The 22216-nt window shown below is 72.7% G+C and carries 19 protein-coding genes; 9 read left to right on the forward strand and 10 right to left on the reverse strand.

Features of this window, described 5'->3' with window-relative positions:
- Window positions 1–158: 158 nt before the first annotated feature.
- Window positions 159–344 (forward strand): hypothetical protein, encoded by a 186-nt coding sequence (locus AB0H93_RS11845; protein WP_132480729.1) that lies wholly within the window; start codon window positions 159–161, stop codon window positions 342–344.
- Between the two features lie 7 nt (window positions 345–351).
- Here AB0H93_RS11845 and AB0H93_RS11850 read toward each other — a convergent pair whose 3' ends face one another.
- From AB0H93_RS11850 to AB0H93_RS11860, 3 genes are all read right to left on the reverse strand, one after another.
- On the reverse strand, window positions 352–630 hold the full coding sequence (locus AB0H93_RS11850; RefSeq protein WP_358571262.1) for a hypothetical protein: 279 nt from the start codon (window positions 628–630) through the stop codon (window positions 352–354).
- Window positions 627–1040: a phage holin family protein gene (locus tag AB0H93_RS11855; protein ID WP_358571265.1), complete on the reverse strand. Its 414-nt coding sequence runs from the start codon at window positions 1038–1040 to the stop codon at window positions 627–629. The genes AB0H93_RS11850 and AB0H93_RS11855 overlap by 4 nt, the downstream gene beginning before the upstream one ends.
- A 72-nt stretch (window positions 1041–1112) precedes the next feature.
- A complete protein-coding gene (locus AB0H93_RS11860; RefSeq protein ID WP_358571268.1) occupies window positions 1113–2252 on the reverse strand; it encodes an AI-2E family transporter in 1140 nt (379 codons plus the stop codon).
- A 135-nt stretch (window positions 2253–2387) separates the two neighbouring features.
- Between AB0H93_RS11860 and AB0H93_RS11865 the strand changes: the two genes are divergently transcribed.
- Window positions 2388–2837, forward strand: coding sequence for a hypothetical protein (locus AB0H93_RS11865; protein WP_358571271.1), 450 nt, complete (start codon window positions 2388–2390; stop codon window positions 2835–2837).
- A gap of 105 nt (window positions 2838–2942) precedes the next feature.
- Here AB0H93_RS11865 and AB0H93_RS11870 read toward each other — a convergent pair whose 3' ends face one another.
- On the reverse strand, window positions 2943–3293 hold the full coding sequence (locus AB0H93_RS11870; protein ID WP_358571274.1) for a DoxX family protein: 351 nt from the start codon (window positions 3291–3293) through the stop codon (window positions 2943–2945).
- Between the two features lie 81 nt (window positions 3294–3374).
- Entirely contained in the window at window positions 3375–4838 is a 1464-nt protein-coding gene (locus AB0H93_RS11875) for an FGGY-family carbohydrate kinase (protein ID WP_358571277.1), read from the reverse strand.
- 178 nt (window positions 4839–5016) lie between these two features.
- On the opposite strand from AB0H93_RS11875, the gene AB0H93_RS11880 reads away from it, so the two are divergent.
- A complete protein-coding gene (locus tag AB0H93_RS11880; RefSeq protein ID WP_358571280.1) occupies window positions 5017–5484 on the forward strand; it encodes a DUF6194 family protein in 468 nt (155 codons plus the stop codon).
- Between the two features lie 7 nt (window positions 5485–5491).
- On the opposite strand, the gene AB0H93_RS11885 is transcribed toward AB0H93_RS11880, so the two are convergent.
- Entirely contained in the window at window positions 5492–6355 is an 864-nt protein-coding gene (locus tag AB0H93_RS11885) for an NAD(+)/NADH kinase (RefSeq protein WP_358571283.1), read from the reverse strand.
- A 374-nt stretch (window positions 6356–6729) separates the two neighbouring features.
- Here AB0H93_RS11885 and AB0H93_RS11890 point away from each other — a divergent pair, with 374 nt between their 5' ends.
- Together AB0H93_RS11890 and AB0H93_RS11895 are read left to right on the forward strand one after the other, a co-directional pair.
- Window positions 6730–7821, forward strand: coding sequence for a hypothetical protein (locus tag AB0H93_RS11890; RefSeq protein WP_358571286.1), 1092 nt, complete (start codon window positions 6730–6732; stop codon window positions 7819–7821).
- A gap of 44 nt (window positions 7822–7865) precedes the next feature.
- Window positions 7866–8183, forward strand: coding sequence for a DUF6191 domain-containing protein (locus AB0H93_RS11895; RefSeq protein ID WP_358571289.1), 318 nt, complete (start codon window positions 7866–7868; stop codon window positions 8181–8183).
- Between the two features lie 63 nt (window positions 8184–8246).
- On the opposite strand, the gene AB0H93_RS11900 is transcribed toward AB0H93_RS11895, so the two are convergent.
- Together AB0H93_RS11900 and AB0H93_RS11905 are read right to left on the reverse strand one after the other, a co-directional pair.
- Entirely contained in the window at window positions 8247–8471 is a 225-nt protein-coding gene (locus tag AB0H93_RS11900; RefSeq protein WP_358571292.1) for a hypothetical protein, read from the reverse strand.
- A 112-nt stretch (window positions 8472–8583) separates the two neighbouring features.
- A complete protein-coding gene (locus AB0H93_RS11905) occupies window positions 8584–9570 on the reverse strand; it encodes a hypothetical protein (RefSeq protein ID WP_358571295.1) in 987 nt (328 codons plus the stop codon).
- 102 nt (window positions 9571–9672) lie between these two features.
- Between AB0H93_RS11905 and AB0H93_RS11910 the strand changes: the two genes are divergently transcribed.
- Entirely contained in the window at window positions 9673–11649 is a 1977-nt protein-coding gene (locus AB0H93_RS11910; protein WP_358571298.1) for a hypothetical protein, read from the forward strand.
- A gap of 22 nt (window positions 11650–11671) precedes the next feature.
- Here AB0H93_RS11910 and AB0H93_RS11915 read toward each other — a convergent pair whose 3' ends face one another.
- Window positions 11672–13408, reverse strand: coding sequence for a hypothetical protein (locus tag AB0H93_RS11915; RefSeq protein WP_358571301.1), 1737 nt, complete (start codon window positions 13406–13408; stop codon window positions 11672–11674).
- On the reverse strand, window positions 13405–14187 hold the full coding sequence (locus AB0H93_RS11920) for a hypothetical protein (protein WP_358571304.1): 783 nt from the start codon (window positions 14185–14187) through the stop codon (window positions 13405–13407). The genes AB0H93_RS11915 and AB0H93_RS11920 overlap by 4 nt, the downstream gene beginning before the upstream one ends.
- A 304-nt stretch (window positions 14188–14491) precedes the next feature.
- Here AB0H93_RS11920 and AB0H93_RS11925 point away from each other — a divergent pair, with 304 nt between their 5' ends.
- Genes AB0H93_RS11925 through AB0H93_RS11935 form a run of 3 tightly spaced genes read left to right on the forward strand, consistent with a single transcriptional unit; the run spans window position 14492 to window position 22207 of the window.
- Window positions 14492–17251, forward strand: coding sequence for a hypothetical protein (locus AB0H93_RS11925; RefSeq protein ID WP_358571307.1), 2760 nt, complete (start codon window positions 14492–14494; stop codon window positions 17249–17251).
- A complete protein-coding gene (locus tag AB0H93_RS11930) occupies window positions 17248–19959 on the forward strand; it encodes a CHAT domain-containing protein (protein ID WP_358571310.1) in 2712 nt (903 codons plus the stop codon). The genes AB0H93_RS11925 and AB0H93_RS11930 overlap by 4 nt, the downstream gene beginning before the upstream one ends.
- Window positions 19952–22207, forward strand: coding sequence for a vWA domain-containing protein (locus AB0H93_RS11935; RefSeq protein ID WP_358571313.1), 2256 nt, complete (start codon window positions 19952–19954; stop codon window positions 22205–22207). Before AB0H93_RS11930 ends, AB0H93_RS11935 begins: the two co-directional genes overlap by 8 nt.
- The last annotated feature ends 9 nt before the right edge of the window (window positions 22208–22216 follow it).

Genomic DNA, 22216 nt, shown 5'->3' on the forward strand with positions numbered 1-22216 from the left:
TCCGGCGACCGCTGCGCGCGGTAGCTCTCCGTGTCCATAACACCTGATGGCGTCGGGTGTGCGGGCCGGGCGTTACCACAACGGCCTCGTGTTGCACAATGGTTAAAGCAGCGCCTGTCCGACCGCTGCGTTCTTGAGCCGAAACCACCATTCTCGGGGTGAGGATTGTGCCCAGTCACGCCACGTCCGGCAACGACGTCGTGCTTCACCGGCCGGTCGAAGGCCGCCGCGCCTGCCCGGTGCCGAGCGACCGGATCGCGATCCGCGGCCCGTGGGGGACCCGGCGGCCGCGGCGCCAGCTCGGCACGACCGGCCTCGTCTCCGCCGACGTCGTCCGAATCTGACCCGGCACTACCGCCCCGGTCTGCGGAGCATCCTGGTCATCGCGTAGGCGATCACGCCCCCGGCGACGAGTGCGATCGCCAGCAAGGGCTTCGCGGGTCCGCGCGCCAGTCGAGCCGCGCGGTCGCCCGCGCACGCGACGGCATCGCTCAGGGCCCGTTTCGACCGGCCGCGGATGTCCGCGCGGCGCACGAGCTCGTCGAGCGTGTTGCCCAGTTCGTGGAGGGTCAGGTCGTGCTCGGCCTGGAGTCCGGCGCGCTCCTGCTCCTCCTCGCGACGTCCGGTCATCGCTTGAGCGCCTTGCCCAGATCGCGGTAGTCCTGCTTGATCGACTCCAGGGATTCCGGCAGCGCGCCCGAAGAGCGCTTCAGCCGCGATCGCCCCACCAGCGCCGCGACACCCGCGATCGCCAGCAGCGCGACCGCCACGATGAGGGCGGCGAGCCAGGCCGGGAGCACGATGTCCAGCGCGAGCACCACGGTCGCGATGAGCATGGCGCCGCCGAGCAGTCCCAGCACGCCCCCGGCGCTGATCAGCGCCGCCCCCATGCCGGCCTGCTTGCCCTTGCTGCGCAACTCGATCTGCGCCAGCCGCACTTCGGTGCGGACCAGGCGCGCGAGCTGCTCGCCGACGTCGCGGACGAGCCGCGCGGTGGATCGTTGCGACAGGTCCGGCGCGTGCACGGGTTCGGTATGCATCGTTCGGCGTCCCTCCACACAACTTCGGGCGTGCACCGGCAGTACCCGTTCCGCGCGGTGATCATTCCTGCGTCACGGCTGGTGGTGGCCGTTGCCGCCGTGTTCCGGGGATGTCCGCGCATGTTCGTGAAGGGCGCGGATGACGGTGTTCGCCGTGGCGACCAGCGGCACCGCCAGGACTGCGCCGCCGACGCCGGCGAGGGTGAAACCGGCGGTCACGCTGAGCACGACGGCCAGCGGGTGCAGCCGCACGGCGTGCCCGAGCAGCAGCGGCTGCAGCACGTGCCCTTCCAGCTGCATCACGCAGACGACCACGGCGAGCAGGATCAGCGCGGTGATCACGCCGTTGGCGGCCAGCGCGACCAGCACCGCCAGGCCACCGGTGACGACCGCGCCGATGTAAGGCACGAAGGCGCCGAGGAAGATCAGCACGGCGAGCACGAACGGCAGCGGCACGCCCAGCGCGGTGGCGCCGATGCCGATCGTGGCGGCATCGATGAAGGCCACCGTCGCGGTCGCGCGGACGTAGGCCCCGAGCGTGGTGAACCCGTCCCGGCCCGCGGTGCGCACCCGGAACCGGATCGCGCGCGGCATCGTGACGCGCACCAGGAACCGCCAGATCGAGTCGCCGTCGCGGAGGAAGAAGAACAGGGTGAACAGGCCGAGCAGCACGCCGGCGAGGAACCGCAGCAAGGTGCCGGTGGTCGCCAGCGCGGTCGTCGGCAGGCCGCCGCGGTCGATCCGCAGTGCCTCCGAAAGCTGTTGGAAGACCTGGTTGAGCTCCTGCTGGCTCAGGCTCAGCGGCCCCCGGATCAGCCAGATGTGGATCTGCTCGAAGCTGGCCACGAGCTGCTCGCTCAGCCCGGCCAGCCCCGCGACCAGCGTGTTGATCACCACGGCCAGCACGGCGCCGAGCGCGGCGAGCCCGCCGACGAGCACCACGGTGGTCGCGAGCGTGCGGTTCAGTCCTCTGCGGACCAGCCAGCGCACCGCCGGCGACATCAGCGCGGCCAGCAGCGCCGCCACCGCCACCGACATGACTTCGCCGTAGAGCAGGCTGAAGATCTGCCACAGCGCCCAGGCGACGGCGACCAGCACCAGCAGCCGCCACCCCACGGCGGCGGCGATGCGCAGGCCGCGCGGAACCTTCCCCGCGACATCGCCGCGCTCCGAACCGTCCACCTCCCGTGGTTGGCCCGCGGTGCTGATCATCAAACGTGCCGGTGATCTTCACCGGCAGAGGAGGGAATGCGTCCGCATTCGGCCTGCGTGGCCGGCGCCGCGTTCGTACGGTCGGACCGGGTGTGCGCACCCGATCCGCGAAGGCCGTTACCCGAGGAGCAAGAGATGGCGCCCAAGCTTCCGAACCTGGAGGAAGCTCTGCGAACGAGCGTGGGGGAGACGGTGGAGGCGGGGAGCATCACGCTCACCGAGCTCGTCGGCCAGCTCCGGGTGGAGCCGGACCCGGCGAAGCTCCGGTCCGGCGAGGAAGTTCCGCTGTTCAACATCCGATTCCCCGAACACGAGAGCGGCCTCGGCCCCGGGGAGGCGACCAAGGCGCTCTTCGGCGCGCTCGCTTCCCTCTCGCCGGAGGAGCAGCACAAGAGGCTCGCGACGCTCTGCAACAGCATCATCGCGTCCGTGGCCACGTCCGTCCGCCCTTCCACCGGCGCCGACAGCGAGGACGAGGGCGCGCCGTGCGGTGGGAGCACCGGCCACGGCGAGGCGTTCAAGCTCCTCTCCGCGATCTACCAGGCGCTCACCTTCGAGGACGCGGACGCGCTTCGACGGGCCTGAGCCGCCCGGTGATCCGGTTGCGCGGCAACGCTTTTCCGGTGCCGGGGCCGCGCAACTCCGCGCCGGCGCGGATCGGTGGTCGATCCGCGCCGGCCCCGGGTGTGGTCAGGCGACGATGCTGAAGACCAGGGCCGCGCCGCAGGCGACGAGCATGCCGGTGCAGTTGAGGAACAGGTTCCGGCCGAAGTCCTTCGCGCGGACGTGCGAGGTGAACGCGATCAGGAAGTACAGCACCAGGGCCGCGCAGGTCAGGATCGCCAGCGGGCGGAACCAGATGCCGATGACCAGCCCCGCGGTGGCCGCGACCTTCAGCGTCGGGAGCAGCCACCAGAACCGCTCGGGGAAGCCGACGTCGACGAGGCACTGGCGGACGAAGGCGACGGGCTTGATGCACAGGAGTGCATCACCGAACTGGACGACGGCCAGCACGGCCAGCGGCCACCACGGTTCGATCATGTTCGCTCCCTGTTCGATCGCGGGACGGGTGCTTTCGCCGATAGGACGTGGGAGCGCCCCGAGTCGTGACAGGCCCGGTCCTCAGGCGTTCGCGGCTCGCCATTCCGCGAGGTGACCGTGGAGATCGCGCAGGGCCGCGTGCGAGCCGCGGTAGGCCTCGTACAGGGGAGCCAGGCGGTCGGCACCGGGTGCGGGATCGAAGACGCGGTCCACCGCGACGGTTCCGGCGGCCGCGGTCTCGATGTCCGGGTAGATGCCCGCGGCGACGGCGCCGAGCAGGGCCGCGCCGAGCACGGCAGTGTCGTGCACCCGGAGCCGTTCGACGGGGCGCTGGAAGACGTCCGCGTGGATCTGCGTCCACAGGTCGCTTCGCGCGCCGCCGCCGGAGAAGGTCAGGGACGACAGCGGGTTTCCGCAGGCCCGCTCCACCGCGTCGAGCACGTGCCTGCCGGACATCGCCACGCCCTGCAGGACCGCGAGGGACATGTCGGCCGTCGACGTCGCCGAGCTCAGCCCGAAGAAGCTGCCCCGCACGTCGGAATCCCACAGCGGGGCGCGCTCGCCCATCAGGTGCGGCGTGAAGACCACTCCCGGGGTTCCGGTCGCCGCGGCGTCGAGCACCTCCTCGATGCGCAGGCCCGCGACCTCTCCCCACCAGCGCAGCGCGTCGCCCGCGGCCTGCGTCGGCCCCGCGTGCACGAAAAGCCCGTTCCGCGGCGGGAACGTGACGACTTCCCCGACCGGCACCGACTCGTGCGACGCGCCGGCGACCACCAGCGATGTCCCGCACAGCACCATGCCGCGCCCGGCCTCGGTCGTGCGGCTGCCGAAGACGGCGCTGAACGCGTCCATCGTGGCGACCGCGACCTCGGCCGCGCCCAGCGCGGGATGGGTCGCGCGACCGACCGGGGCCTCGGGTTCGAGGATCTCCGGCAGCTTCTCGGCGAGCCCGTCGACGACCCCCACGGCTTCCGGGAGGTACCCGGCGGAGCCGGCCACGCGGACCCCGGAGAGCTGGTCGGTCGCCAGCCGGCCGGTGAGCTTCGCGATCACGAAGTCCTTGGGGCTGAGCACCCACCGGGTGCGGGCCCACGTCGCCGGTTCGGCGCGCGCGAACCACTCCGCGCGGGCCCCGGCGAACGACGCGTCGAGCACGATCGGCCCGCCCCAGATCCGGGTCTTCTCCGCCGGGGTGAACCGCGCGTCGAGCTCGCGGGCGATCTCGGCGCAGCGCTGGTCCTGCCAGATGATCGCCGGCGCCAGCGGGCGCAGCTGTTCGTCGGCGAAGACGTGGGTGTTCACCTGGCTGACGACGCCGACGGACCGCACCGCGCCCGCCGGGAGCCCGGCGAGGACGGCGTGGATGCCGGCCTCGCAACCGCGCCACCAGTCGAGCGGGTCCTGCTCGGCCCAGCCCGGCCGCGGCCGGGCGATCGGGTAGCCCGCGGTGTGCGCGGCGACCGGCGTCCCGTCCAGGCCGAAGGCGGCGACCTTGACGGCCGTCGTCCCCACGTCGATCCCCAGCATCACTTCCGGTGCGTGCATGAGCAACAACTACCACCGGCCTGCGCGGCCCGGTCCGGCACCCGCGGGTTTGAACAGCGATTTGAAGGTTCTCCGGCGTCGAGCTCCGGATTCGCCGGAGATTTCTCGGAAAAGTTTCACAAGCATCTTCAATGAGAAACTTGAAGGACCGAGACCGGTGAGAACGAGGAGGTTGCCGGTGGACGCCACCGCCGCGAAGCGATACATCGAGGAGACCTTCGACGGGGTCCGAGCCGTCGAGCACGCCGGGGACGCGTTCTTCGTCCACGACCCGGACGGCGATCTCGCCGACGACCGCTGGCTGCCGTTCGCGACGATCGTGACCGGCGACCACTACGAGGCGGTCTCCGGCCTCGACCACCCGGGCGCGTACCGGATCAACATCGGCCTGACCAAGGACTCGTACACGAAGAGGTTCGGCCCGGCGCCCACGACCCGCGACGAAAGCGGCGTGCTCGTCACGGGGTTCGACTACGCGGCGCGAGACCAGGTGATGCCGCACCCGCACTACGCCTCCCAGCACTGGGTGTGCGTGGTGAACCCGGGGCCGGAGACCGCCGACGAGGTGCGGCGGTTGCTCGACGAGGCGCACCGCTTCGCGGCCCGCAAGCACGCCAACCAGAAGGCCCGGAAGGCCAGGTCCTGACCGGTGCTCAGGTGGCTTCGGCCGCCGAGCCGGTGAGGTGGAGCTTGCGCTGCACGCGCTGGTAGTACGTGGTGCGGCCGAGCCGCACCACCCGGGCGGCGGCGGGTTCGACGGTGATGTCCAGGACCGTGCCCGCCGACCGGTGCGCGACCAGCTGCCCGTCCACCTCCACGCCCAGCTCGCTGCTGGTGGGCAGGACGCGCAGCGCGAGCTTCTCCCGGTGCGACAGGAAGAGCGCGCGGTTGAAGACCGAGTGCGGCGCCACCGGCGTGACCAGCAGGCCTTCGACGTCGGGGGAGATGATCGGGCCGCCGGCGGAGAAGCTGTAGGCGGTCGAGCCGGTGGGCGTGGCGACGACGACGGCGTCCGCGGCGTAGTCGACGAAGGGGTGCCCCTCCACCTGCACCTCGACCAGGGCCATGCCGTGGCCGGGCACCCGCACCAGCGCGATGTCGTTGAACGCGACCACCTCGCGGTCGGCGGTGCTGATCCGCAGCCCGGAGCGGGTCTCGACGGTGAACCGGTCCTCGTCGATGGCGCACAGCGCCTCGTCCAGCTCGGGCACGTCGATCTCGGCGAGGAAGCCGAGCCGCCCGAGGTTCACGCCGAGCACCGGGATCCGGTGCTCGCAGCCGAGCCGCAGGGCCCGGAGCATGGTGCCGTCGCCGCCGAGGCTGACGAGGAGGTTCGCGCGCCGGGCCAGCTGCGCGGGCGGCAGGGCGGTGATCGGCCGATCGTAGCCGGCGACTTCCGCCGGGGTGCCGAGCATCTCGATGTCCCTGGCACGCGCCCAGGTCGCGATCGTCCCGATCACGTCGGGGCAGCGCCGCGCGGGGTGCAGCACCAGGCCGACCGCCTCGATCAGTCCCATCGCCAGCCGCCTTTCGGTCCGGGGGCTCGGTCGTCCACTGTAGATGCTGAAGTTGATCAGTCCACTGTGGTGCGTCGCCCGTTCGTCGAGTGCTCGGTGCCGATGCGCCCGTCACCGGACCGGATGGTTTGCGGCCGGTTCCCCCGGCGGCGCCTGACATCCGGGGCGGCGCGATGCGATCATCGAATCGTTCCACCACAACGATTCGCCGGAAGCCGGTCGTTCGCAAGCGGTGCCGGACCGGGCGTTCCCGTTGACCTTCGAGGCACTCCCGGTCGTGAACCGGGCGCCGTGCCACAGCCGCAACGGCCAATCGTCGCCGATCACCATTCCCGAGCCGGCCGCTCGCCGCGCAGAACGCACGGAGGTCCCAGATGACTTCGCGACTCGATCCCGCACCGCAGGCCCGTGCCGCCGCCGGCCTGCGAACCGCCCCGCCGCGCCTCGTGCACCTGGTGGGCTCGCTGCCGAACGGCCTCGATCCCGACCCGCGGGCGCGGATGCGGTGGGTGCTCGACCACTCCGCCGGTGCCCGGCTGAGCGCGGTGCCGTGCGACGCCGATCCGCGCTGGATCGTCCGCTTCCTGATGTCGCGGGCGCAGGTGCCCGCGTTCGAGGTGGTCCGGTCGGGCGAGTGCGCGAGCTACGCGGACATGCCGCTCTACCGGGTGCGGCAGGGGCACCGGCTGACGGTCGAGGACGTCGAGCTGGGCCGCCTGGCGGAGGTCTCCCCGGCGGTCGCGTCCCGGCGGGAGCTGGACACCGGTCCCGGGCCGCTGCCGCCGGTGCAGGTCAGCGTGCCGTCGCCGCTGGACCTCGCGCTGTTCACGTTCGGCGCCCCGACGCGGGTGCTGCGGTACTTCCCGCTCTTCGAGCGGATGATCTCCGCCGAGGTGGCCGCCGTCGCGCAGCGCCACGGGACGGACGAAGTGGCGCTGCAGCTGGAATCCCCGGCGGTCCTCTACGCCCTGCACCGCGCGCCGGAACGGGTGCGGCCGGTGCTCGTGCACCTGCTGGCGTTCCAGCTCGCGCGCGTGATCGTTTCGGCGCCGAGCAGCGCGCGGTGGACGTTGCACCTCTGCCACGGCGATCTCGGGCACGTGTCGCTGTTCGGCCCCGAGGACCTCGGGCCGGCGGTGCTGGTGATCAACGCGCTGGCCGCGCGCCTGCGCGTCTTCGGCCGCCGGATGCCCGCCGTCCACATCCCGATGGCCCACGGCGACCAGCCGCCGCTGGCGGGCACCGCCGCCTACGCCCCGCTCCGCGGGCTCGTTCGCGGCATCGAGGTGATCGCCGGTTGCGTGGACGAGCGGCAACCCGAGTTGTCCGAGAAAGCGCTGTCGCTGGCGGAGGCTGCGCTCGGTCAGCGCGTCGCTGGGGTCGCGGCGGCCTGCGGGCACGGCCGGCGCACCCCCGCCGAGGCCGTGGCGAACCTCGAACTGGCAGCACATCTCGCGGACAGCTGATCGACCGGCGGGAACACGGGCCGTTGCCGGATCGTTCGCGTTGCGTGGACTCGGTGGAGGCAGCGCTGTTGTGGACCATCCCGGGCGGCGTGCTGCTGGTCGTCGCGGTCGGGGGGTACGAGCTGCTGCAGAAGCGGCGCCGGAAGCGCTCCGGCACCCCGCTGTCCGGCGCTTACGTCGACGAGATCACGGCCTTCCTCTACGGGACGAAGCGGATGGAGCTGGACCACCGGGACTCGATGTCGATGATGCGCGACGACGAAGCCCAGGGCGCGCCGCCGAGCAAGGACGTCGACCTGGACCGCGGGATCGTGATCCTGCGGCGCGACGTTCCGGGTGCCGGCCCGGGCGAGCAACCGTAGCCCGCCGGGCCGTCCCGGCCTCGCAAGGGGACGAATCGTGTTGCCGGACAAGGGTTCCGCGGGTCATTCGGGCAGATCGTCGCGGCCGCGCCCGATGCGCAGGTGCAGGACGCGACGCGCCGCCGGTCCGGCGCGGTGCCGGCCGCGGACCGCTCCGTGGGCGAGCAGTCCCACTGCTGCGGCGAATGCCAGTGCCAGCAGCACCTGCACCAGCATCGGCGTGTTCGCCGCCGCGCCGATCGCCGCGGAGATCGTGCCGATGTTCCCGGTGAACGTCAGGACGACCACCGCTCTCCGCCCCTGAACGGTCCTTCCGCCCTCCCGCCGGGAGAGCCGCGGCAGACCTCGGTGCATCTTCGCCCCTTTCGCCGTTCGAATGATTCAGGAAGGGGGCGAAGCGTCAGCGCAGCGCGGACAATTCCTTGGCCGCCAAGGCGAAGCGGTTGCAGTCGGAGCACAGCTCGACGGCGCACCGCTGCGGCAGCAGGCCCTGCGAGACCAGGTCGTCGAGCCCGGCGCGCAGCGCCGCGTCGGGGGTGACGGGCTGGCGGCGGAGGGCGGCGACCAGGACCGCGACGACCTGCGCGTCCAAGTCCGCGGCGTCGGCACTGGCGGGCTCGGGCAGCTGGTGCGTTCCGTCGCCGCACTCCGGGGCGGCGGTGGCGAGCGGCTTGTCGGTGCGTCGCGGCCTGCGGCCCATCGGGCGCTCGATGTAGCGCTCCCACCAGGTCACCTTGTCCGGCTCGGCGGCGGTGCCCGCGTTGACCCGGGTGCCGGAGCGGCAGTGCCGCTCGACGAGGGTGATGCCGGCCGCGACCCGTGCGCGGTAGTGCTCCGCCGCGCCGCCGAACTCGGCCGCGCAGCGGGTGGCGAGCCTGCGGTGCAGGGCGTCCTCGCTGTCCAGCGGCGCCATCACGCCCGCCTCGTCGGCCAGGTATTCCAGCAGGGCGCGGTGGAACTCGTCGGGCAGGCCGAGCGCCAGCACCGACGTGCGGATCCGGTCGACCCGGGCCTGCGCGCCGACCTCGGTCCGGCGCCGCCGGATCCAGTCGTGCACGGCCCGCTTGCGCACGTGCACGCGCGCGGCACCCAGCGGGTTCCCGAGCCGGCCCGCCCGGTCGGACAGGTGCCGGTCGCATTCCACGAGCATGTCGACGAGGAGGTCGCGGCAGGCGCAGTCGCCGTCCAGCAGGATCGTGCCGATCAGCTCCCGGTCCGGGGCGGAAGCGCTGATCCGCAGGTCGCAGCGGGTATCGGGCCGGGCGCGGTGGATCGCCGCGCGGCTCGCGCGCGTCTCGTGCCAGATCACCTCCAGCAGCTCGGGCATGCCGACCGCCTGCTGCGACCGGCCGCCGCCGGGGCGAAGGTCTGGAAGCACTGTCGTCATGTCTCGTAATTTTACGAGAACACAAAAAGTCTCGTCACGGGTTTTTTCGATTAAAATGGGCCGACATACGATGCGGATGTCGCGTGAGTCGAGGAGGGGTGAATGGGCCTGCTGCCCGCCGAGGTGCCGGATATCCCGGAGGCGAGGTCCGAGATCGTCCCGGCGAGACTCGCGCGCAAGCTCGCGCCGCTGTTCGGCGTGCCGTGGGAGAACGGCCCGTTCGGCCCCCGGACCTGGGTGTCCGACTACAACAAGATCACGCTGTCGGAGATCGCGCGCGGAGCCCCGTTGCGGGCCCGCGGCCGCGCGGCCGGGGCCCCGGCCGCGGAACCCGGCTCGTGGGCCATCGTCGACCGCGTCGCCGTGACCGGCCCGGGCGGGTCGCTGCCGAACGAGATCCCGAACGCCACGCTGAACCGCTTCGGGCCCGACACGAAGGCGGCGGTCGTGCTCACCGCGACGAACCGGCTGCTGGACCCGGTCGTCCGCGCGGTCGAGTCCGGGATGGGACTGCTCGTCGCCGCCGACGGATCGGAGCTGCCAGCCCGATCGCGCCTCGCCGCGTGGGCCGCGCTGGTCCTCGAAGCCTTCCGGACGCAACCGGCCCTGGTCGCCGCGGCGATCCGGGCCCGCACCATCCAGCGCGAGCTGCTCGTCGACTGGTTCCTGCCGCTCGCCGGCGGTTCCGCCGAGCTGCCGCTCACCCGCTGCGAGGTCGGCGGGCCGCACGTCGATGGCGGCGCGGGCACCTCGTCGCGGCCCCGCGACCTCGAACTGGCCGACCGCACCGCGCGGCTGCTCGGCGCGGACGTGCCCGGCGAGGTGGTGGACCGGCTGCTGCGCGAGCTCATGGCCATCGGAACGCAGCGCAGTTCCAGCCACCTGTGGCTGAGCGAACGCCGTCCCGGCCAGCTCGTCGTGGAGGCGCTCGTGCCGCCCACCGAGCAGGTCGACCGCTACGTCGAACAGGTCGGACACCTGCTCGACCCGGGCAGCGGGCCGGGAGTGCTGCCGCGCATCCCGGCGGCGGCCGAGCTGGCCGGGCTCCCGGTGCTCGCGCGGCGGGCGGTGCTGATCGGGCTGCTCACCGTGCTGCGGCAGGTGCAGTTCGACGCCGAGGAGCGGGAGCGGACCAGGGCGGCGATCGTGCCGCTGCTCGCGGACGTGGCGGCGCTCGCGACCGAGTGCCTGGAGCCCGGCGATCCGCTGGCGGTCCTCGCACGCTGCCGCGCCGCCGACATGACCGTGCACACGATGCGCCACGACCGGCGCAACGAACTGGGTGGCGCGGTCGAGGAGTTGATGGCTCAGGTCGAGCGGTGCATCGAGCTGGCCGAGGAAGGCGTCGTGGATCGGGGCGCCGCGGCCGAGGCGATCTCGTCGGCCAACGTCGAGATCAACGTCGTGCGGCGGACCAACGCCGCCGACCCCGACGCGAAGCTGCCGCCGCCCGCGGAACTCGACGACTGGCTGCGCCGCACCTGGGCCGCCTACCGGGGCATCCTGCAGATCACCCGCGACTGGTCCGGCGACCCGGACTCCCGGCTGGCCGTCGGGCACCACCTGCACAACTACGCGTCCTACCTGGCCTCCCACCCCGACGACGAGAGCGATCTGCTCGCCGCCGTCGAGCTGTTCGCCGGCACCGTCATCCCCGCCCGCGAGCTGTACTGGAAGCGGACGCAGAGCTTCCTGCCGCTGCGGCAGTCGCTGCAGGTGGCGACCCGGGCGACGACGACCCTGAGCAGGCGCGCTGCCGAGGCCGGGCAGCACGAGAAGGCCGCCGGTTGGGCGGAGCGCGGGTACGGCTGGATCCGCCAGGCGCTCGACGACCGGGAGACCGCCGATCTGCTGGCCCGGGCGACCGAACCCGCGGCGCACTTCTGCCTGCTCGCCGTGCCCGCGCTGCTCGCGGCCGTCGAGACCGGGGTGGCGGAAGCCGGTGAGGCCGAGCGGGCCGGGCGGTTGCTCGCGGTGGCCGAGGGCTGGGTGCGGCGGGTCACCGACGGCGACGTGGCCAGCTACAGCCATTACGAACTGCTGGCTGACCTCCGGCGCCGCCTCGACGCCATCGGCTGAAAGCCGTTGCCCGGCAGGGCGATTACCGGAGCAGCAGCTCGGACCAGGGGCCTTGGTAGCGCTCCAGCTGCCGCCGTGCCGCGTCCGGCGCGATGTCCGCGGCTGCGCCGAGCGAGCGGTAGTTCTCCACCAGGCCGGTCTCGCCCCACGGCCGGTGCGCGCAGACCTCGTCCGCCGCAACGGGTTCTCTGGGCGAGCCCGTTCGGCCGGTGCCCGGGCAGCACGGTTCGTTCTGGGGCCGCGTGGATCGCTCCACGAACTGCATCGGGGCCCGCGCCCCGTGCCCGACGATGATCGCGGCCTTGGCACGGGCCTTGGCGGTGCTCTCCGCCTTGTCGCCCGGGGTCAGCTCCGCCACCAGCTTGCCGATGAGCGCTTTGACGACGGGCGGCCGGTCCGACCACAGTGGAGGGAAGGCGGCCAGCGCGAACCGGTGGACGCCGGGCAGGGTGCAGCCGTCGACGGCGGACGGGTCGGCCGCTGCGGCCAGTTCTGCGGTCAGGTCCTTGAACTGGCCCGGGGTGATCCCCTGCGGCCAGGGCGGTCGCGCGGTCGCGAGCTCGTCGGGTTCCTCCTGCGCGATGCGGGTGAGCCGGTCGGTCGCGACTCGCAGCCTGCGCACGAGCACCGGGAGGCTCCCGGTCTTCGGGTATTCGCCGTGCTTGCTGCGCAGCCACGCCAGCAGCGGGTCCCGGGCGGCGGGTTCCGCGCCCGCGAACAGGTTCGCGATGAACCACGCGGCCAGCTGCTCGACGTCCGAGAGCCGGTCGCCGTGATCCGGTGCTCCTGGCGACGGCCGCTGGTCGAGGTCGTCGACCGGCACCTGGTCGGAGTTCTCGTCGAGGCGGAGCCGGTGGTTCAGCACGCGGTGCACGGCGCCGACGCGCTTGACCGCCGCGCGGCCGCCGGGCCCGGCGCTGCCGAGGTGCACCGCGAACTGGTCGATCGCCACCATCGCATCGGCTTCGTCGGGCCCGCGTCGCGTCGCGGAACCCGCGGGCCGCGTCATCGCCTTGTTCAGGATGCCCGCCAGCTCGGGCACCGCTTTCGCCAACTCGCCGAGCGGGTCGGCGCCGAGCAGGCCACGGCGCGCCGCGATGGCGACCCGGTACGCGGCGAGGAGGATCAGGAAATCGGCGTTCCCGTTGACCGGCAGCGTGTTTCCCGCGCTCGGGGTCGGTAGCCCCGCCGCCCGGTACTCGGCCTTGAGCCGGGCCCCGTGCTCCAGCACGTCGAGGACGACGCCCGCCGCGTCGGAGTCGGGAACCTCCTGCTGCCCGGGGGTTTCCACGAGCGCCTCGACGATCGCCGGCACGACCACGTTGAGCAGCAGCTCCGGTTCGCCGACCGGGCGGACGTCGGCCATCAGCCGCAGGACGCGCACGGTGCGGGCCAGCAGCGCGATGGTGCGGTCGTCGTCGGAGTCGGCCCGGCCCACCCGGACCAGGATGTCGTACGGCAGAACGGGAAACCTGCGGTAGCGGCGGAACTTCGCCACCGCGTTGCCGGTGCTGCCGTGCACGCCGGAATGCCAGCGGCCCCACGTCAGGCACGACGCGACGAGCACGCCGCACTCGCCCGAGCCGACCGGAGCAGGGGTTTTCTCCAGCTTCCCGGCCACCTTCCAGGCCCGGTCGACGGCCGCGTCGAGCAGCGCCGACTGCGAACCGAACTTGTCGGCCAGCGTGTGCAGGTCGCTCGCGTAGATCGTGCTGAGCACCTCGATGGCGGCCGCCACCAGCTCGTCGCGGGAAATCATGCCGACCTCCGGCTCTCGGAGCGGAACCGCACGCCCACCGGATCGCCGGGCACGATGAGCCTGGCGCGCAGGACGCCGGACGGGTCCGGCTCGAACGTCTGCCACTGCTGCGAGCCGTCGTCCAGGCTCGCCTGGAGCACGGCGTTCGCCCGGCCTCCGGCGGGACGAACGCCCAGGTCGATTTCGACCGCACCCCCAGCGCGCGGTCGAATCTCCCACGTGACCTCGGGATCCACCCCGACGGCGGCGGCGAGCTCGTCGGGCAACCGCCAGGTCGCCTGGACCGGCTCGCGTTCGCCACCGGTTCTCCCGGATCTGAACTGCAGGCCCGGGCCCCGCAGGGCGTCGGCCCAGCCCGCCAGGTCGAGCCGCGTCCACAGCTCGCCCGCCCAGGCGCCCAACGTGCCCCGGGGCGCCGGGATCGCCGAGCTCAGCGCCGCCGCCCGGTACGGCGCCCAGGACTCGGCGAGGCCGTCCACCTCGCCGAGGTCGAGTTCGAGCCAGCCGCCGCGACCGCCCGTGGCGACCGCGTCGGCGACCGCCGCCGACACGCGCGGCCCCAGCAATTCCGCCACGTCGTCCGGAATTCCGTCGTCCCGCAACGCGACCGAGACGAACGTCGGCGGCCCTTCCGGGTCGGAGGTCGCGAACCCGGCGACGAGTCCGCTGCGCAATTCCACCTCCGAGGCGGGCTCGGTGGTCAGCAGCGTTACGGCGACCGTGCCGCGCTCCGGGACGTGGTCGATCCGCAGGTGACCGTCCCAGGTGACGACGCTCATGAGCTTCCTCCGTGCTCGCCGTGTGTCCGCCGCGCCGCGACGGCTCGCCATCCGGTCGTCCGGCCCGGGAAGGCCGAACCCGGCCGCCCCGCGGACCGTGCCGGACCGGACCGGAAAGGAGAGACGCCATGCGTGGTGGCTCTGACGACAACCCATGACGGACGACCGGAACGGGCGGCGCCTTCGACCGCGGCGGACGCGCCCCCGAACGGAGTCCATCTTGCGACGCGACGCCGGGGACCCCTCCCCGTCCGTCAGTGCACGATCACAGGCCGTTGCGGACCGCAGATCACGGAAGGCAGCCATGACCGAACCGACCCGCCGACGGTGGCGCACCGCCGCCACCGGGTGGCTGATGGTGCTCGCGCTGCTGGTGACCGACGCCTGCTCCTCGGCGGGATCGGAGGTGGAGGACGTTCACCTCGTCTCGTACTCGAAGGCCGCGCCCTGGCTGGCCGGGCTCGATCCGGCCGAGGCCGACGAGCAGATCCGCGACTGGGCCAGGCTCGCGCTGGCGTCGTCGCTGGGCATGGACCAGGACCGCATCGTCGATGCCATGCACGACACGACGCCGCTGCGGGATCCGTTGTTCGACGGGCTCGTCGAGCAGCCCGTCGGCCCCGGCCGCTCGCTGTTCGACGGCCGGACGCTGCACCTGCTCGCCCCGGCGGACGATCCGCACTCGGCCCGAACCCTGGGCCGCCTCCTCGACCAGCACCGCGTCGACGCGGGTTCCGATCCGGTCGACGTGCAGGTGCACCAGTACCGGATTCGCCCGGAGAACCAAAAAGTCGAGCTGCGCGCTCAGGACAAGATCCCCACCGGGGAGTTCCGCGCGGCCAACGGATACCGCGAGGCGCCGGTCGACCAGCGGGCGGGCTTGGAGGACTTCCTGGCCGACACCAATCACCTCTCGCGGCTGGAGGTGCGGGGCGGCCAGGTCTGGGCGGCCGGGTGGGACTGGCCGGACCTGCCCGATGGTGACGTCACCCTGGAGGACGTCTCCGTGCTCCAGCGCGGCTATCGACCGGAGAGCGGATCGGGGCCGGGATTCTCCTTGGATCCCAAGGAGATTTCGGGCGTTGACGAGATCCGCGCCGCGATTCCCGAGCTGGCGCCCGGGCTGGTCGGTCAGGTCGCCGGCGGGAACCTGGATCCCGAGCTCGCCCGGCTTGCCGAAGAGCACCTGTTCGGCGGCGGTCCGTCCGCCGATGAGTTGCGCGCGCGGGGCCTGCCCGCGGACCGGACCCAGCTCTGGGCGCTGTACAAGGTGCTGCGCGGGATCCCGGCCGTCAACGAGGCCCGCTACGACGGGGGAATCGCCGGCACCGAGGTCGGCATGACGGCCTTCTACTCCGACCTGGTGATGAAGGACTGGGTGGCCGGCGTGGGCACCGGGGTGCCCTCCGGGGCGGTTCCCGGGTTCGTGCCGAACCCGGAAGTGCCTACCCCGCCCGGGCTTTGCCCGCCGGTGGGGGAGCGTTCGCCGCCGCGGGAATCCGCTCGGTTGTGGCTGGGGCAGGCCGACGGTGCGTTCGGCTACCGGACCGAGGCCATCGACGTCGGCGCTCAGGCGACCCGGCTGTTCGTGCGGTCGAACGGGCCCGACGGGCGGGAGGTCGAACCCACCCACCGCATGGGCCGCGCCTCGGCCTGGTGGGATCGGCACTACGCGGAGATCGCCGACTACGAACCCGAGTTCTGGCGGCTCGAAGAGCTGATGCGCTGGTCCGGGGCGCTCGACTGGCTTTCCGAGAGCGGGCACGGCCTGCCGGTGCTGCCGGACGAGGAGATCCGCTCCGACCTGCGGTTCGCGGACTGGCACGAGCAGAACGGCGAACTGCGCGAGCGCGCGCGGCCCGCCTCCGTGTCGCTGCCCGGTCGGCCGGAGTCCGTGCTGACCGTTCCGTCGGCCGCGTTCCCCGACTGCGGATTGTCCAATGTGTACGGTGGGGTCTCGCTCGGCGGAGCCCTGAAGCGGCGCGGGATGCCGGCCGACAACCCGCTGCCGCCCGGGTTGCGGCGGGCCGAGCCCATCGACCCCGCCGCCACCAACGTCGACCCGGCCACCGGAACCGCCCGGATCAGGCAGCTCGGCGACGAAGGGTCGCCGGAGGGGTTGACGCGGGTCGTCCGGCGCGGTCCGGACGGCGCCTCGGTGGCGACCGAAGGCCCGCCGCGCCGGGAGATCCCGTTCGGTGAGGCGCGGCTCCGGGGTGAGGACGGCCCGCGCAGCTTCGAGGCCCGGTACCGGTCCGACGACCACGGCACCTCGACCGAGGTCGGCATGCAGGGACAGCCGGTCGCGTCGGTGGCCGTGCTGCATCCGGAGGTCGGCCGGGTGCGGCAGACCGAGGTCGCCGTGAACCTCGGCATGCTCGGCCGTTTCCGCGAGTTGGTCAAGCGCGATCGCGAGGCCCCGGAACACGGGCTGGAGAACTCGCCCGGCTTCCTCTTCGCGTACCCCGCGCCGGGCGGGACCGGGTTCCGCTTCAACGAGGGTTGGGTCACCAAGACCACCGAGCCGCCGCCGTCGGGTCTCGTCGTGGAGCTGCCCGGCCACTCCTACCTCGGCGTCGACCGGCCCGCGCAGCTGTCCGGCGTCGACCTGTCGCGGCTGGCGGCCGTGCCGGATTCGTTCACCATGACGTACGGCGAGCTGCAGCGGCAGGTGCCCGACACCGCGACCGTCTACGCCGCGACCGACCGGCCGACGCACCAGATCAGGGCGATCGAGCCCGATGATCTGGTGAGCGTTCAGATCGCGCAGCCGATCGCGCTGCCCTTCGAGCAGGCGGACGCCGCCGTGCGAGCCGGCTTGGTCCCGGTCCCCGAGGATGAGCGGGCCTGGTCGTTGCTCGGCATGGGCTCCGTCAGCGCTCCGCCCGACCCCGATCAGGACATCGCGTTCGGCCTGCCGCCCGGTGCCGGCGGGGACTGGGGATCCGGGCCGTTCGGTCGGTCCCCGGTCTTCATCAGGCCCGCTTTCCAGGTCGTGCTCGTCACGCAGTGCCGGCAGGACGACGGGATTCCGCCGAAGCTTGCGGAGGAATGCGCCTCATGACCAGGCCGAGGAAGTACGCAGTGGGCTACGGGACGCCGTTGGCCCGGGAGATCGAAGCGGCGCGGAAGGCGTTCGCACGGCGCGATGCGCGAGCGATGGACCTGGCGTACCGGGAGGCGGTCCGGCTCGCCGCCGAGGAGTCGGCGGAGTTGATGACCACGCTCGCCATGCAGCACGTGAGCCGGCTCCGCATCCTCGGCGACAGCACGACCGCGCTGGAGCGCTGCGAGGAACACCTGGGCCGGGATTGGGAAAACCTCCAGCTTCGGCTGCTGTGCGCCGAGACGCGACTGGCGCTGGGCGACGACTCGTGGATCGGCGCCGAGATCGAGCGGGTCGCGGCCGGGCGGCCGATGCGCGGCGCGGACGAAGCCCAGCTGCACCGGCTCCGGGGCCTTGCCGCCGCGCAGCGACAGGACACCGGCAGAGCGCTGGACCACCTAGGCGAGGCTCGCGCGGCGTTCGCGGAACTGGGTGACGAAGCAGCCGTGGCCGCGGTGGAGCTCGACATCAGGGCGGTCGAACTGCAACGCGGCGCCGTGCCGGAACCCGTGCGCGGCGACGACGATTCGCCGCAGGCCAGGATGGTTCGCTCGGAAGCGCTGCGAATGGGCGGGTGGTACGAGAAGGCGCTCGCGGAGCTGGCACCCGCGCTCGACGACCTGCCGGACCCGTCGATGCGTTTTCCCTTCCTCTTCGCGAAGGTCCGGCTGCTGCGCCTGCTGCACGCACCCGTGGACGACGGGCTGATGTCGGAGCTCTACGCGGCAGCCGAGCAATCCGCGCGGCCGGTGGAGAACCGGAGCGCCGCGCAACGGCTCGATCCGACTGCCGATGGCTACAGCGTGATCGGAATGGGCGGACACCTGCTGCAAGCCGCCCGAGCTTATGCCGAAACCGCCTGGCGGCTCGCCGAAACCGGCGAAGCCGAACGGCGCGTCGAGGCCAAGCAGCGGCTCGACGAGGCGGAGCAGTTGCTGCTCGCCGAGCAGGCGCCGCCCGAGCCTGCCGGGTGGCACGTCGCCGAATGGAACCTCGCCGCGGGCGAAATCGCCTTCGCGACCGCCAAGCTCGACCACGATCCGACCACCGCCGCGCAGGCGGTCCGCCACTTCCAGGAGAGCGCCGAGACGCAGGACGCGCCGGTGGTGGACCGGATCAGCGCGCTGCGGCGCACAGGCGACGCCCACGACCTGCTCCGCGAGCTGGACGCCGCCCACCGGGAGCAGCACCTGGCGAGGTCGGCGGCGGCCTGGGCCGAGGCGCACGGGCTGGAGGAAGGGCTGGCGGCGAAGCAGGAGGACGACGAGAACCGGATCCGGATGCTGCTGGCGAACCCGACGGAGTTCGACAAGCGGGTCGAGGCGGCGGACCGCGCGATCGAGCGCGGCGAGGAGTACGCGGTGGCCGCGGCGGTCATCGCGATGGAGGCCGCCAGGGGTTCGGCGATCCTGCCCCGGATCCTGCCCGGCGAGGAGCCGCCGGTGCGGGACCTGCCCGGTACCGGCGACTTGGCCGGGGCGTGGCGCTGGATCCGCCGGGCGGTGCGCGGGCTTCCCCGCAAGCAGCTGATCTGGATGCTGCACGCCACCCCGGACGGGGTCCACCACGCGTTCATCTGGCGCAGCGGGCCGTTCGGGTTGCACGTGCGGCACACGTTGGTCTCGGGAGAACCCGGCAGGACCAAGATCGGCCTCGCGAACGCGATCGACGCGCTGAAGGACTGCTGGCGCGACGGCGTCCGGCTCGAAGGGCGGCTGCGCAAGCGCGGAAGGGCCGAGACGTCCTTTCTCGGTCAGAAGTTGAACGCGGTCGAGGGGCTGCTCGGGATCGGCCGGCTCGGGAAGTTGCCCGAGCACGTCGAGCGGATCGCGGTGGTCGCCGGTGGTGATCTCGCGGAGGTTCCGTTCGCGCTGCTGCCCTGCCCCGGGGAGTCCGGGAAGCTGCTCGGCGCCGAGTACGCGCTGTCCGACCTTCCGTGCCTGTCCATCAGGCGGCCGCTGCGTCGGCGTGCTCGCGGGCAGCGGGGCACGCGAGGCCGTCAGATGCTTCTGGTGCAACCGAATGCGGCAGACCCCGACACCGTCGATGAGCAGGCGCTCGAACCGGCCGAGGAGGTACTCGGCCGCAAGGTGCTGGACCGGGCTTCGGCGACCCCGGAGGCCCTTCGCGAGGCGTTGGCCTCCGGCGGGTACCGCCAGGTCCGCATCGACGGACACGGCGTGTTCCAGCCGGATTCCGCGCCGGAATCGATCCTCTTCCTGGCGCCGGAAGGGGAATCCGGCGAGCTGAGCGCCCGCGAGTTCCAGGCCATGAACCTGGGTGGCACCGGCACGCTGATGCTGGGCGCGTGCGAGTCCGGGATGGCCGAGCGCATCGGGCGCGACGAGCGCACCGGCTTCGTCCGCGCCGCGTTCCTGTCCGGAGCGTCCTCCGTGGTGGCTGCGCGCTGGGACGCGCTCGACGACGTCGCCGCCCGGGTGCTGAACAGCTTCGAGAAGAACCTCTGCCGCCGCCCGCGCGACATAGCGCTTTTTCTTGCACTGCAAGAGGAACACGAAAAGCACCACGTGGGCCCGGGTGGGCATCCGGCGCGCTGGGCGGTGTGGACGCTCTACGGCGATGTCGGGCACCAGAAGGTTTGGCACGAGCCGCTTTCCCGCTGGTGGGACGCGGTCCTTCGACACCTCGGGAGAGGGGATGCGTGAATTGCGATCGGCAACCGGGCGGTGGATCGCCGGAGCAGCGGCACTGCTGGCCAGCGCGATGCCGCTGACCGCGATGCCGCCCGCGTCGGCGCAGGACGCGCCGCCCGCGCTGAAGCCGGTGCAGATCGTGCTGCTGGTCGATCAGTCCGGGAGCCTGGAGGAGCAGGACGTCGCGGCCGAGCGCGACGCGGCGCGGGTGATCGTCCAGGGCGAGCCGGCCCGGGACTCCACCGTTTCGGTGTTCGGGTTCGGCAGCGCGAACGAGCCCGGCCGGTCGGCGGTCGACCCGATCTGCGCGCCGACGAGGACGGATTCGCCGCAGAACCGGCAGTCCCTCGCCGAATGCGTCGGCGGGATCCACCGGCGCACCCCGGCCGAGGGCAACGGCACCGACCACGTCGAGGCCCTGCGCCAGGCGCTGAGCACCCTCAGCGCGCCGGGCGGGGAAGACCAGCCCAAGATCGTTTACCTGTTGACCGACGGCGTGCTGGACGTGAGCGACAGCCCCGGCTACGGCACTACCGCCGACGAGCGCAACGCCGAGGCGCGGTTCCGGCTGCGCGGCGTGCTGGATCTGCTGAAGCAGGCCGGGGTCAGCGTGTGGCCGCTGGGGTTCGGCCAGGCCGACCCCGCACAGCTCGATCAGTTCGCCACCGGGGCCGCGGGGCACAGCTGCGGGCTGCGCACCGAGAAGCCGCACGCGACGGTGATCAAGGAATCCGCGGACCTGTGGGGCGCCATCGGGCGGGCGTCCAGCGCTGCCCGCTGTACGAGCGTCGGGGAGCCGGTTCCTGGGCAGCTGCCTTCCGGCGGGACCGTGGACCTGCAGGTGGAGGTCCCGGCGATCGCCAGCGAAGGCACCATCCTGGTGTTCAAGCGCGACTGGCGGATCCGGGTCGACTACCTCGACCCGAACGGCGCGAAGGTCGAACTGGCGGCCACCGGGGACCCTGGCGGCTCCTACTTCGAGCTGAGCGGCCAGGACGCCGAGGCCGAGGCGTTGCGGATCCGCAACCCGGTCCCGGGCCGCTGGACCGTGCGGCTGACCTCGCCGCCGGGCGTGCCGCCGCAAGAAGTCGGCGCCACGACGGTGTTCCAGGGCGCGGTCCGCGCGATGCCGTACTTCACGCCGCAGAACCCCGCCCCGGGGTCGACGGTGGAGTTCTTCATGCAGGTGCGCGGCGCCCGGACCGCGATCAAGGACCCGGCGCAGCTGACGGGCCTGGCGTTGACCGCCGGACTCAGCGGTGAGGGGTTCGCGCCGCTCCCGCCGGTCGAACTGTCCGATGAGGACGGTGACGGCGAGTACCGGGGCCGGATCGTCGTGCCCGCGACCGCGACGGGGCGGCTCGACTTCGCCGCCGGCATCACCGGGGTCGGCGTGAGCGGTGACCACCAGATCATGCCCACCCGGGTCTCGTCCGGATCGGGAGGAGTGCGGACCGTGCTGAACCTCGATGGCGCGGGCGGCGAAGTCGTCGCCGGAACCTCGCTGAACGGCAGCGTCGACGTCAACAACGCGACCGGTCAGCCCCGGACGCTCCGGTTCGAGGTGACCGACCTCAGCCAGGGCGCGCTGGTGCGGGCCTCGCCGGAGAAGCTGGTGGTGCCGCCGGCGGCGGGCTCGCAGCGGCTGGGCTTCACCCTCACCTTCGACCCGGCGACGGCGCTGGGCTCGAACCAGGGCCGCATCCGGCTGGTGGACGAGGCCACCGGCGAGGTGCTGCGCGAGCCGGTGTTCGAGCGCGAAGTGGTGGCACCGCCGACGCTGGTGGAAACCCTTTGGTGGCTATGGATCCTGCTCTTCGCCGCGGTCGTCGCGGCGGTCGGGACGGTCCTGCTGCGGAGGCGGCGTCGCAACGCCGAGCGCGACGTCCGCGGGATCCGGGTCGAGCTGCGTCGCCACGGGCAGCCCACCGGCAACTCGGTCAAGGCGCACCAGCACGGGGCCGAGTTCCGCTTCGGCGTCCATCGCGGCGAAAGCGCCGCGGACACCCGCATCACCGGCGGTTCCGGCGGGGACCGCTACCGGGTGCGGCGGGCCGCGGGCGGGCCGGTGCTGACCGGCCCGGCGGGGCAACCGCTCGGCCTCTCCCCGGGCGGTTCGCTCGAACTGGCCGACGGCGTGGAACTGGTCGTCCACGACCGGCCTGCCCGGCGCCGCAAGGCGAAACCTTCCCGGGGGAAGACAGTCCACAGTGGAACTCCGGCGAGACCGAAGCGGTCCTACGACCCATACGACCTCTGAAGTGAGGAC

This window comes from Saccharopolyspora sp. NPDC050642 (genome assembly GCF_040654735.1).
Taxonomy (GTDB): Bacteria; Actinomycetota; Actinomycetes; order Mycobacteriales; family Pseudonocardiaceae; genus Saccharopolyspora; species Saccharopolyspora elongata.

What these genes read in the sequence shown, in the direction of transcription:
- AB0H93_RS11885 (WP_358571283.1), bottom strand. Translation starts at nt 6,355, where the DNA reads ATGGGACTGATCGAGGCGGTCGGCCTGGTGCTGCACCCCGCGCGGCGC.
- AB0H93_RS11920 (WP_358571304.1), bottom strand. Translation starts at nt 14,187, where the DNA reads ATGAGCGTCGTCACCTGGGACGGTCACCTGCGGATCGACCACGTCCCG.
- AB0H93_RS11915 (WP_358571301.1), bottom strand. Translation starts at nt 13,408, where the DNA reads ATGATTTCCCGCGACGAGCTGGTGGCGGCCGCCATCGAGGTGCTCAGC.
- AB0H93_RS11925 (WP_358571307.1), top strand. Translation starts at nt 14,492, where the DNA reads ATGACCGAACCGACCCGCCGACGGTGGCGCACCGCCGCCACCGGGTGG.
- AB0H93_RS11910 (WP_358571298.1), top strand. Translation starts at nt 9,673, where the DNA reads ATGGGCCTGCTGCCCGCCGAGGTGCCGGATATCCCGGAGGCGAGGTCC.
- AB0H93_RS11865 (WP_358571271.1), top strand. Translation starts at nt 2,388, where the DNA reads ATGGCGCCCAAGCTTCCGAACCTGGAGGAAGCTCTGCGAACGAGCGTG.
- AB0H93_RS11855 (WP_358571265.1), bottom strand. Translation starts at nt 1,040, where the DNA reads ATGCATACCGAACCCGTGCACGCGCCGGACCTGTCGCAACGATCCACC.
- AB0H93_RS11860 (WP_358571268.1), bottom strand. Translation starts at nt 2,252, where the DNA reads ATGATCAGCACCGCGGGCCAACCACGGGAGGTGGACGGTTCGGAGCGC.
- AB0H93_RS11930 (WP_358571310.1), top strand. Translation starts at nt 17,248, where the DNA reads ATGACCAGGCCGAGGAAGTACGCAGTGGGCTACGGGACGCCGTTGGCC.
- AB0H93_RS11905 (WP_358571295.1), bottom strand. Translation starts at nt 9,570, where the DNA reads ATGACGACAGTGCTTCCAGACCTTCGCCCCGGCGGCGGCCGGTCGCAG.
- AB0H93_RS11890 (WP_358571286.1), top strand. Translation starts at nt 6,730, where the DNA reads ATGACTTCGCGACTCGATCCCGCACCGCAGGCCCGTGCCGCCGCCGGC.
- AB0H93_RS11875 (WP_358571277.1), bottom strand. Translation starts at nt 4,838, where the DNA reads ATGCACGCACCGGAAGTGATGCTGGGGATCGACGTGGGGACGACGGCC.
- AB0H93_RS11850 (WP_358571262.1), bottom strand. Translation starts at nt 630, where the DNA reads ATGACCGGACGTCGCGAGGAGGAGCAGGAGCGCGCCGGACTCCAGGCC.
- AB0H93_RS11935 (WP_358571313.1), top strand. Translation starts at nt 19,952, where the DNA reads ATGCGTGAATTGCGATCGGCAACCGGGCGGTGGATCGCCGGAGCAGCG.
- AB0H93_RS11870 (WP_358571274.1), bottom strand. Translation starts at nt 3,293, where the DNA reads ATGATCGAACCGTGGTGGCCGCTGGCCGTGCTGGCCGTCGTCCAGTTC.